General features: G+C 39.8%; 9 protein-coding genes. 7 read left to right on the forward strand and 2 right to left on the reverse strand.

Annotation, left to right across the window (positions count from 1 at the left end; genetic code table 11):
• Positions 1 to 12: 12 nt before the first annotated feature.
• The gene (gene murU, locus AAEY68_RS19235; protein ID WP_024592327.1) at positions 13 to 669 is read right to left on the reverse strand and encodes an N-acetylmuramate alpha-1-phosphate uridylyltransferase MurU; all 657 of its coding nucleotides are present in this window, start codon (positions 667 to 669) and stop codon (positions 13 to 15) included.
• Positions 666 to 1,667 (reverse strand): aminoglycoside phosphotransferase family protein, encoded by a 1,002-nt coding sequence (locus AAEY68_RS19240; protein WP_024592326.1) that lies wholly within the window; start codon positions 1,665 to 1,667, stop codon positions 666 to 668. The genes murU and AAEY68_RS19240 overlap by 4 nt, the downstream gene beginning before the upstream one ends.
• A 111-nt stretch (positions 1,668 to 1,778) precedes the next feature.
• Here AAEY68_RS19240 and lptD point away from each other — a divergent pair, with 111 nt between their 5' ends.
• The 7 genes from lptD to AAEY68_RS19275 all read left to right on the forward strand — a co-directional run bounded on the left by lptD (position 1,779) and on the right by AAEY68_RS19275 (position 10,516).
• Positions 1,779 to 4,031 (forward strand): LPS assembly protein LptD, encoded by a 2,253-nt coding sequence (gene lptD / locus AAEY68_RS19245; RefSeq protein ID WP_024592325.1) that lies wholly within the window; start codon positions 1,779 to 1,781, stop codon positions 4,029 to 4,031.
• A 39-nt stretch (positions 4,032 to 4,070) separates the two neighbouring features.
• Positions 4,071 to 5,366 carry a peptidylprolyl isomerase SurA gene (gene surA / locus AAEY68_RS19250; RefSeq protein ID WP_007585086.1) on the forward strand — a complete coding sequence of 432 codons (1,296 nt, stop codon included), beginning with the start codon at positions 4,071 to 4,073 and terminating at the stop codon, positions 5,364 to 5,366.
• A 2-nt stretch (positions 5,367 to 5,368) separates the two neighbouring features.
• A complete protein-coding gene (gene pdxA / locus AAEY68_RS19255; protein ID WP_007585088.1) occupies positions 5,369 to 6,361 on the forward strand; it encodes a 4-hydroxythreonine-4-phosphate dehydrogenase PdxA in 993 nt (330 codons plus the stop codon).
• Positions 6,358 to 7,164, forward strand: a complete 807-nt coding sequence (rsmA, locus tag AAEY68_RS19260) for a 16S rRNA (adenine(1518)-N(6)/adenine(1519)-N(6))-dimethyltransferase RsmA (protein WP_007585090.1) — start codon at positions 6,358 to 6,360, stop codon at positions 7,162 to 7,164. Before pdxA ends, rsmA begins: the two co-directional genes overlap by 4 nt.
• Positions 7,148 to 7,537 carry a Co2+/Mg2+ efflux facilitator ApaG/CorD gene (gene apaG, locus AAEY68_RS19265; protein WP_007585091.1) on the forward strand — a complete coding sequence of 130 codons (390 nt, stop codon included), beginning with the start codon at positions 7,148 to 7,150 and terminating at the stop codon, positions 7,535 to 7,537. Before rsmA ends, apaG begins: the two co-directional genes overlap by 17 nt.
• A gap of 8 nt (positions 7,538 to 7,545) precedes the next feature.
• Positions 7,546 to 8,364, forward strand: coding sequence for a symmetrical bis(5'-nucleosyl)-tetraphosphatase (locus AAEY68_RS19270; protein ID WP_024592324.1), 819 nt, complete (start codon positions 7,546 to 7,548; stop codon positions 8,362 to 8,364).
• A 136-nt stretch (positions 8,365 to 8,500) separates the two neighbouring features.
• On the forward strand, positions 8,501 to 10,516 hold the full coding sequence (locus AAEY68_RS19275) for a methyl-accepting chemotaxis protein (protein ID WP_024592323.1): 2,016 nt from the start codon (positions 8,501 to 8,503) through the stop codon (positions 10,514 to 10,516).
• Positions 10,517 to 10,899 lie beyond the last annotated feature (383 nt).

Consider the following 10,899-nt stretch of genomic DNA (forward strand, 5'->3'; position numbering starts at 1 on the left):
AAAATTGAGTTATTACGCCTCAAGGCGCGTGTTTAATTGGTTTAAACGCTCTGGTGTACCAATATCATCCCACTGCCCTATATAGAGCTCAGTTGAGACTAAATGTTCATTTAGCTTTTCACGTAAAATAGGCCCTAAAGGGCGAATACCTTGCGTTAATCCTTTAAAAAAATCAGCCTGATACCGGCCAATCCCCGAAAAGGTATATTTTTGACTCTCGGCCGATAAATGGCTCAATGCAAAGTCGCCATCTAGATTGTGTGGCGGGTTTTCTATCAGCACTATATGCGCCTCACCGGGTTGTAAATGAAGTTGCATTAGCGCACTTACATCATAGTCGGTGTATACATCGCCATTTACTACAATGAACGAGTCACCCAACAGCGGTAACGCTTCAATTATACCGCCAGCCGTTTCAAGGCCACCTTCAACTTCTTGGCTATAAAGTATGTTTACGCCAAATTGGCTGCCATCTTTAAAGTAGTCTTTTATTTTATCACCTTGCCACGCAAGGTTTATTACAATATCGGTAATACCGGCAGCTTTAAGATTATTTATATGGTGCTCAATAAGTGGTTTTTCTGCCACTTTTAACATTGGCTTTGGCATATTTTGCGTAAGCGGCATCATACGCTGTCCGCGCCCTGCAGCTAAAATCATCGCTTTCATGAGCGCTCCTTTGCTAACTTTTCAGTCACTTTTGGCACTATGGTATTTTTTGTCCACTCACTCAATGCTTTAAGCTCTGGGTAATTTGCCGCTACTTCAATAATGTAATCAAGCGTCGGTAAAATATTATCTAAATAACCTGTTTTACCATCGCGCAAATATAATCGACAAAATATACCCGCAGCTTTTAAGTGGCGCTGTAATCCGGTTAAATCAAACCAATATTTAAACTCATCGAATGGAGTGTTAGCCAGTAAATTTTGAGCCGTAAATTCTTGATAAGCAAAATCAAGCAAGCTTGTTAACTCTTCTTGAGGCAGTTTAAAGTAGCAGTCGCGTAGTAGCGATACTAAATCGTAGCAAAGCGGCCCGCGTACAGCATCTTGATAATCTATAATTGCCCACTGGCCGTTACTGTTCATAATATTACGGCTATGGTAATCGCGATGAACGGTAACAGTGGGTTGCTCAAGCATCGCCTGTATTAATAGCGCTGAACTTGTTTGCCACATTACGTTTTGCTCTGCGCTGAGTGACTCATTAATAAAATCATTCACTAACCACTGGTTAAATATATCAAGTTCTAGCTTTATAAAGTCTTCGTTATACGCTTGCATAGCAAAAGCTGGCGGCGTTTTTGCCCACTGAGCACTTAAACTAATTAATGCTTGATAGTGCTCGGTGCGGTTTGCATCATCGAGCATGTCGGCTAGGTGTGTACAGCCTAAATCGCTGAGAATAAAAAACCCTTGTTTTTCATCACTTGCAATAATAGTAGGAAGTAAAAAACCTTGTTCAGTAAATACCTTATTTAGCGAAATATAAGGGTCGTTATTCACTTTTTTTGGATCAGAATCCATCACTATCAAATGCTTATTATCGTGATTTAAACGGTAATAACGGCGAAAACTCGCATCACCCGTGATCGCGTTTAAAGTATGCGACTTAGCATTAAGGTGTGAGTTTATAAATTGTTGTAAATTCTCAAAGCGTGTCATTTTATAAGATATCTATTTTTCACTAAGTTAATTAGGTCAATTACTGTAATTGCCATTATTTTCCTTTATTATGTGTATATTATATTAAACACACAGTATTAAGGTCGATAAATGAGCAAAACCTGGGGCATATTGATGCTAAGCGTTGTTAGCGCACCATCGCTTGCCGAAACTGAACTGGCACACAACCTTTGTGGCATTTCAATGCAAACCAGAGCTTGGCAACCGCTTGAAGGCCTTAACCTTGGTGAAGTTGATATTCAAGCTGATGATGTTGAGCTGCTTGGCACTCAAAGCGCTGAATTTACCGGCAATGTTGATATTAACACCCTTAAGATGAGTTTGTCCGCACAAACTGCGTTGATAGACAAACAGCGTGGTTTATTAAATGCAACGGGGCCAATTACTTATCAAGATTACGTGAGTAAAGTAAACAGCACCGGATTAAATGCCGATTTAAATAATTCAGAAGTCAGTTTATTAGGCGCCGACTACAGCCTAACCGAACAACAAGGTAAAGGCGGCGCTGAAAAGCTCACTGTTAATCAGTCTGGCCTATTACTCATGAATGCAAGCTTTACTACTTGCCCAAGTGACACCCCAGTATGGGAAATTGAGGCTGACGAAATAAACCTTTCACGCGAAGAAGGCTGGGGCGAAACATATAACGCCGTATTACGCATTCTCGATACACCGGTTTTATATCTACCTTATTTTACATTCCCACTGGATGAGCGCCGTAAATCAGGTTTACTTACCCCGACTATTTCAAGCTCTGACAAATACGGTCTTGAAACAATTACGCCGTATTATTTAAATATTGCACCTAATTTTGATGCCACTATTACGCCTCGTTATATGTCTAACAAAGGGCTGCAATTACAAACCGAATTTAGATACTTAACAGAGCAACATGAAGGCTTAGTAGGAATTGAATATTTAGATAGTGATGATTCAGAGCCAGACTTGAATGAACGCTATATGTTTCATTGGCAACAGCAAAGTTATCTGGGTGAAAACTGGCGCGCAAACGTTGATGTAACCAATGTGAGCGATGATAACTACATCACCGATTTAAGCTCAAATTATGCCAGTAAAACCGATACACAGCTTTATCGTACTGGTTCACTTACTCATTTGGGTGAAACATGGCGCACCGATATTAAAGTACAAAACTTTGAAGTATTGGGCGATCACTTAGAGTCATACACAGCAATACCACAAGTTAATTTTACGCAAACTGCGCCTTGGCGTTTTGATAATTTTGATTTTAGTGTGTCTGGGGAGATTAGCCATTTTACTAATGATTCATCAGAAGTGGCCATAGACAGCGCAACTCGTGTACACGTAGAGCCAAAAGCCCGCTACAACTACGCAACGCATGCGTGGTCATTTTTATCTGAAGTGAGCTTATTGCAAACTAATTATAAGCAAAGCGGAAACTTAACAGGCACGCAATACAGCGATACCGTATCGCGTACTATTCCTAAAGTACGTTTGTATTCTCAGCTTAATTTTGAGCGTGACGCATCTTACTTTTTTGAAGATGCTATACAAACGCTAGAGCCGCAAATTCAATATTTATATACACCTAATAAAGACCAATCAGACATTGGCTTGTTTGATACAACCAAGCTACAAGACGATTATTATGGTTTATTTAGAGACGTGCGCTTTTCGGGTGTTGACCGCATAGCAGCAGCGAATCAGTTTACTTTAGGTGCTACAACGCGCCTATTTGATAAAAAACAAGAAGAAGTATTTAATTTTAGTGCCGGCCAAATATTTTATTTAAGTGATGATGCCAAGCCAACAGAGCAAGGCTTAAACTCAGACACTAATTATAATGCACTATTTGCAGCTCAAACCATGTTACATTGGCACCGCCGTTGGTACCTCGCTGGAGGTATTCAATACGATACAGATGGCAAGCAAATGGTACAGTCAAATGTAACACTTGATTATAAAGGTGATAATAATCAGCTAGTACAATTGAACCATCGCTATGCAAATGATGTCTCAGGAAATACAATCGAGCAAGCAGGTGTATTTACAAGTATTCCTATTAGCGACGAATGGCAATTTATTGCAAGCTATCATCGAGATCTTGAAAACAACAGAAGTATCGAAGTATTGAGCGGATTACAGTATGAATCATGCTGTTGGGCTATCCAAATTACTGGGCACCGCCAAATTGAAACAGATTTAAATCAATCAATAGGCCAAGAACAAGCAACTTTTGATTCAGGTATTAGTTTGAATTTTGTATTAAAAGGACTTGGCAGTAAAAGCCGTTATGATGCACAAAAATTATTACAACAAGGTATTTTTGGCTATCGTAGACCGTATTTTCTTAGTAACTAGTATCACAACAGTACTATCAGCAAGAGTAGCAAAAAGAATATGAATTTAAAAAAATTATTAACATCAGCAGTTTTAAGTGCCAGCCTTTGTCAAAGTGCAATGGCCGCACCAGTAGAAATAGATAAAGTTATTGGCGTTGTAAACCAAGGCGTAATTTTAAAAAGCGAAGTAGACACCATTATTAATCGTGTTAAAAAGCAAGCCGAAGAACAAAACCAGCAATTACCAAAAGATGAAACTCTTCGTGTACAAGCTGTTGAGCGTTTAGTAAATCAAGCCCTTATGATACAAATGGCTGAACGTATGGGGTTACAAATCTCAGACAGCCAACTTGATCAAACTCTTGCAAGCATGGCACAAGAGCAAGGCGGTACAATTGCCGATTTACGCCGTACTATTGAAGGTTCGGGCGAAAGCTTTCAAGCTTACCGTGAAGAAATTCGTAAAGAAATTACAACGCAGCAAGTAACACGTGCAAGTGTCGATCGCCGTATTTATATTAGCGAACAAGAAGTTGATAACCTTTTAAAAATTATGGAAACCCAAGGTCAAAGTGCTGAAGAGTACGACATTGGTCATATTTTAATAGATATCCCTAACGATGCGAACGCTGACGAAATTGCTGGCGCAAAAACACGCGCAGATAAAGTTATTGAGCTATTAAACGATGGCCAAGAATTTAAGCGTATTGCTATTTCATCATCAAGCGGCTCTAAAGCACTTGAAGGTGGGCAGCTTGGTTACATGGGTATTAACGAAATGCCGTCGCTTTTTGCTGAAGCAGTAAAAGGCCAAAAGAAAGGCGCTATTGTTGGCCCTCTTCGCTCTGGTGCTGGTTTTCATATCATTAAAGTACAAGATGTTCGTGGTTTACAAGTTGTAGAAACAACTGAAGTGCGTTCACGCCATATACTAATTAAACCTTCAATTATTTTAAGTGAAGAAAAAGCACGCTCTATGCTTGCTGGCTTTGCAAAAGACTTACGCGCAGGAACTGCCGACTTTGGAAAATTAGCTAAAGAGTACTCAGAAGATCCAGGCTCTGCACTTAAAGGTGGCGAGTACGATTGGACAGATCCAACTACCTACGTACCTGCGTTTAAAGATACATTGCTTTCTCTTAAGCAAGACGAAATAAGCGAACCGTTTAGAACACAGTTTGGTTGGCACATTGTGCAGTTACTTGGTAAACGTGTAGCTGATAAAACTGAGCTAGCCAAACGTAACCGTGCTCACGGTATGTTGTTTAACCGTAAATTTAAGGAAGAAAGTTTTAACTGGCAGCAAGAAATGCGCGAGCAAGCTCACGTTGAAATTTTCACAGCAGACCAATAAATATGACCTTAAGAATTGCTATTACACCGGGTGAACCCGCCGGTATTGGCCCAGATTTGCTACTCACGCTTGCTCAGCAAGCGTGGGATGTTCAACTTATAGCGATTGCCGATGGCAAACTATTAAAAGAGCGTGCAAAACATTTAGGCTTAACAATAAACTTAATTAAATTTGATGATAATGCCCCCGCCATCGCAGCACCTGCTGGCAGCTTGTATATTCATCAGGTTGATTTAGGGGTTGATGTAGAACTTGGCGTACTAAACGACGGTAACGGACAATACGTGTTAGATACCTTGCGTATAGCAAGCGAAAAAAACATGGATGGCACCTTCGATGCAGTCGTTACGGGCCCGGTTCACAAAGGCATAATTAACAAAGCAGGTATTTCGTTTAGTGGGCACACTGAGTATTTTGCGCAGCAGTCAAATACTGCTGATGTAGTTATGATGCTTGCAACAGAGGGCTTACGCGTTGCACTTGTAACCACGCATATTCCACTTGCTTATGTATCGCGTGCCATTACACCTGAGCGTTTAACTAAAGTAGCGGGTATTTTAAATCACGACTTACAAACTAAGTTTGGTATAGAAAAACCACGTATTTTAGTGTGTGGCTTAAACCCGCATGCAGGTGAAGATGGCCATTTAGGTCGTGAAGAAATAGAAACAATCACACCAACGCTTGAGATACTTAGAAGCGAAGGTATGAATTTAATTGGCCCACTACCGGCCGATACCTTATTTCAAGATAAATACCTATCTGAAGCAGATGCAGTGCTTGCTATGTATCACGATCAGGGATTACCTGTGCTAAAATACAAAGGATTTGGTAAATCGGTAAATATTACCCTTGGCTTACCATTTATCCGCACATCAGTTGACCACGGTACTGCACTCGATTTAGCAGGGACTGGTACAGCTGACGTTGGCAGTTTTGAATTAGCGATCCGCGAAGCAATTAAGCTCGCCCAAGAAAAAGCACAAAATCAATGACCGATAAAGTACATTTAGGACACCGCGCTCGTAAGCGTTTTGGGCAAAACTTTTTATTTGATGAATCTATCATCGACAAGATAGTCTCTGCGATCGATCCTAAACCAGAAGACAACCTAGTAGAAATTGGCCCCGGCCTTGGCGCAATTACTGAGCCAGTAGCCGAATTAAGCGGCCATTTAACGGTTGTTGAATTAGATAAAGATTTAGCGCAACGATTAATTGAACACCCATTTTTGGGTCCTAAATTAACCGTTAACCAAGGCGATGCAATGACGTTTGACTTTGCAAGCTTGGTTCGCGATGACAAAAAATTAAAAGTGTTTGGTAACTTACCTTACAACATTTCGACACCGTTATTGTTTCATCTTTTTGAATTTTCAGATCATATTGAGCATATGCACTTTATGCTTCAAAAAGAAGTAGTAAAACGCATGGTAGCAGGCCCCGGTAGTAAAACATTTGGCCGTTTAAGCGTGATGACTCAATACTACTGTAATGCAATGCCGGTTGTTGAAGTACCACCTGAGTGCTTTAAACCAGCGCCAAAAGTTGACTCTGCGGTTATACGTTTAATACCTAAAAAGCCAGAGCAACGTACAGCAAAAAGCGTTAAAATATTAAACACAGTGTGTTTAGAAGCCTTTAATCAACGCCGTAAAACACTGCGTAACAGTTTAGGTAATTTACTAACTGCAGAAGAGCTTACTAGCATTGGCATTGATATAACGCTGCGTGCTGAGCGCTTATCTTTACAACAATTTATTGATATAGCTAACTGGATTTATGACAACAAGCAGTAATATTGGATCGCCTGTAAAGGTGTCTGTAGAAACATTTTACGTAGAAGGTCAATCTCAACCTGAGCTTGAAAAATACGTATTTGCTTACTCAGTAACGATTAAAAACCATAGTTTATGTAGTGCAAAATTACTGAGCCGCTATTGGTTAATTACCGATGCAAATGGCAAAGAAGTAGTAGTAGAAGGTGAAGGCGTTGTTGGCGAAATGCCAGACATTGGCCCAGGCGAAAGCTATAAATACACCAGCGGTGCAATTTTAGATACACCTGTAGGCACTATGCAAGGCCATTACACGTTACGCAACGAATTTGGCTCTGAGTTTCAGGCGCCTATTAATGTGTTTCGTTTGGCTTGTCCTAACATTTTGCATTAAGCACTTAAATGGCAGATTATGCGATAGGTGATTTACAAGGGTGTTTTAGTGAATTTAACACCCTTTTGCAACGGGTTGATTTTAACCCAAGCAAAGATCACCTTTATTTAGTTGGCGACATAGTTGCCCGCGGGCCAGACTCCCTAGCCTGCTTAGACTATATTTACAAACATCAAAATAGCATGACCATCACTTTAGGCAATCACGACCTTCACATGGTTGCCTGCTACTTTCTTAACAAACCTACCAATCCAAAAGATAAACTAAACCCAATATTTGAAAGCCCAAAATTAGCGCGTTACATCGCTTTTTTACAAACCCAACCATTGGCCTTAGAGCTTATAAAACATAACTGCTTTATATCTCATGCAGGATTAAACCCAGATTGGTCTATTGAAGACGCGCTAAAACAAGCACAATTTGCACAAAGCTGTTATCAATCAAACAATGCTAAAGCGTTTTTTGAACACATGTATCAGCCTCACCCGGAGCAGTGGTCAAGCAATCTTGATGGCTTTGCAAAGTTTAGATACATAGTTAACTACTTTACCCGCATGCGCTTTTTAACAAGTGATAACAAACTCGAGCTTAATGCAAAGGGTGCAATAACCGATAGCCAAACATTAACACCGTGGTTTAACCATTCTAATATTGCTAAAACTAAACACGATATTATTTTTGGCCACTGGGCCGCGCTTGAAGGTAAAACAGATAACCCAAGGGTTCACGCCTTAGATACAGGCTGCGTATGGGGTAACACTATGACCCTAATGGAGCTAAGTACTAAAAAAGTAATTATCGAAAAATCCCACCTTTCGTCTAAATAAACTGAAAAAAAACAATACATCTGTTAGATTTATCAATTAATAGTTAAAATTAGTTAAAGTAATTGATTTTAATTACTTAACTTATTGGTACAAACGCCGATAAGTCTTAATTGAAGTACTTTTGAGTGGAAATCTTATGAACCTGACAGTAAGCCAACGTATTTGGGGTGGTTTTATATTTATCACACTATTATTATTAATAATTGGTGGTAACTCCTTAATAAAAATTGCAAATATTGAGCGCTCCACTCAAAAAGTGAACCAACTATCACTTCCAGCACTAAATAAAAGCTCAGAACTACAAGCCGAGTTTATTTTAATGAGTAAAGCCGCTCAAGCGAGCTTTTACACTACTTCTGCAAATGAACTAGCCCCCATTAAAAAACAAGTTCTTGAGCAAAAGCAGTTATTCAATACCCTTCATCGTGAACTTCAAGACGTAGTAAAAAATGATGCAACGCTTAATCAAAGTAGCCAAAATGTAGAAAAAACCTACTTAAGCTTTTTAAGCACAGTTGAAAGCTTATTAGAAGATAAAAGCAAACAGCTAGCATTAAACAAAACATTAAAAGCACAATTAGAAAATATAGAGCTAAGTGCAGAAGATGCCAACTCTGTTGTACTCGATATTATTGACATTGATGGCTTTGAGCAAAACCACCCTCGTGCTTATCAAGCTGCAAACAATTTAGAAAATAACTTTATGTCGGTGGTAAGTAACAGCACTGATATGCTAACTGTTAAAACGCTTAATACTCTCGATATTGTTAAAAACGAGCAAACCTATTACCTAGAAGAAGTTACACGTACCATTGCCTTAATTAAACCGGCTATTGAGCAAACTCACAGCGATTTATACTCAAGCTTAAAAGAAAATGTTGATACTTTAGAAAACAATATAAAAGGTAGTAGTGGTTTAGCTGCAAACAAAAAACGATTAATTGACTCGATTACGCTAACAGAGTCAGAGCTTGCACAGTCAGAGCAAGCCACCAAAATGGCACTTAACCAAATTGATGAGTTAGTTAATCAAGCAAGTGACGTTGCCTTTAAATTACAGCAAGGCGTGCGCAGCGACGTAGACTCTGCAAATTTATGGACGTGGGTTGGTATGATTATAGCCACTCTTTTAGCTGTAGCGATTGCTATTATTACTGTTAGCCGTATTACTAAACCACTTGCTGAAGTTAACCGAATTTTAGATATTGTTGCCAGTGGCGACATGACACAACGCTTAGACGACAGCGCTAAAGACGAATTTGGCGAGCTATCTAAAAGTTGTAACACCTTAATTGATAACTTACGCAGCCTAATTAAAGGCATTATTTCGCGCTCTACTCAGCTTGCAGCAGCATCAGAGCAAACATCGGCCATTACCGCCGAATCAAGCCAAGCAATTCGTAACCAGCAAGCACAAGTTGAACAAGCAGCCACTGCAACGACCGAAATGAGCAGTACATCACAAACGGTTAGCAACAGCGCTCAACAAGCACTTAGCGAAATTAAAAATGCTGATAAAGAAGCTGAGCGTGTTAAAGGTATTTCGAATAACAATAAAGCCACGATTGAACAGTTAGCACGTGAAGTAGACGACGCCTCACAAGTAATTAATAAACTGCATCAAGATAGCGCATCAATTGGCAGCATTTTAGATGTAATACGCGGAATAGCGGATCAAACTAACCTACTTGCACTAAATGCCGCAATTGAAGCTGCACGTGCTGGTGAATATGGCCGAGGCTTTGCTGTTGTAGCAGACGAAGTACGCTCTCTGGCGAGTAAAACTCAAGAGTCGACCCAAGAGATACAATCAATGATTGAGTCTCTTCAAACAGGTGCAGAAGCTGCAGTAACGGCAATGAGTAAAGGTAAGCAACGTGCGGTATCGTGTGTTGAGCAAACCGACCTAGCAAGTAGCGCACTTGATTCGATTACATTTGCGGTTTCGCAAGCTCACGATGTAAGTGAAGAGATTTCGACTGCCGCACTTGAGCAACAACAAGTAGCACAAGAAATTAGCGAACGCCTTGAGTCGATTGTAGCCATAGCAGAGCAAACAGCCGAAGGCGCAAACCAAACTAACATCTCAAGTTCAGAAGTAGCAAAACTTGCCGAAGAGCTTCGCTTGTCGGTAGACGAATTTAAAGTTTAGGTTTACTAAAACGATTAAAAAACCCCGATGGTACTATGTACCATCGGGGTTTTTATTTATCAGGACTTTAAAAGCGAGATGTAAAACCTCGCCGGTAGGCGTGAAGCTTGCTCACGCGAAAAGCGCAGCTTTTAATATTTATACTTAATAGCTTACCTACTTTTGGCTTATCTAAAGCGAAGCGCCCTCCTAGCCTCTTTGTGAATAAATCACTTAAAACCTTATTGCACAAAGAGAAGCAAAAGAGGAGTCAATGAGAAGACATTAAAACAATAGTAATTATGTATTTTCACTTCTCTAAAGCGAAGCGCCCTCTTAACCTCTTTGTGAATAAATTACTTAAAACCTTATTGCACAAAGAGAAGCAAAAGAGGAGTAAATGA

The sequence above is a fragment of the Pseudoalteromonas sp. RB2-MNA-CIBAN-0110 genome (assembly GCF_040309305.1).
GTDB lineage: Bacteria > Pseudomonadota > Gammaproteobacteria > Enterobacterales > Alteromonadaceae > Pseudoalteromonas > Pseudoalteromonas arctica.

Coding starts and splice junctions, on each gene's coding strand:
- AAEY68_RS19240 (WP_024592326.1), bottom strand. CDS start 1,667: ATGACACGCTTTGAGAATTTACAACAATTTATAAACTCACACCTTAAT.
- AAEY68_RS19270 (WP_024592324.1), top strand. CDS start 7,546: ATGGCAGATTATGCGATAGGTGATTTACAAGGGTGTTTTAGTGAATTT.
- pdxA (WP_007585088.1), top strand. CDS start 5,369: ATGACCTTAAGAATTGCTATTACACCGGGTGAACCCGCCGGTATTGGC.
- surA (WP_007585086.1), top strand. CDS start 4,071: ATGAATTTAAAAAAATTATTAACATCAGCAGTTTTAAGTGCCAGCCTT.
- lptD (WP_024592325.1), top strand. CDS start 1,779: ATGAGCAAAACCTGGGGCATATTGATGCTAAGCGTTGTTAGCGCACCA.
- AAEY68_RS19275 (WP_024592323.1), top strand. CDS start 8,501: ATGAACCTGACAGTAAGCCAACGTATTTGGGGTGGTTTTATATTTATC.
- murU (WP_024592327.1), bottom strand. CDS start 669: ATGAAAGCGATGATTTTAGCTGCAGGGCGCGGACAGCGTATGATGCCG.
- rsmA (WP_007585090.1), top strand. CDS start 6,358: ATGACCGATAAAGTACATTTAGGACACCGCGCTCGTAAGCGTTTTGGG.
- apaG (WP_007585091.1), top strand. CDS start 7,148: ATGACAACAAGCAGTAATATTGGATCGCCTGTAAAGGTGTCTGTAGAA.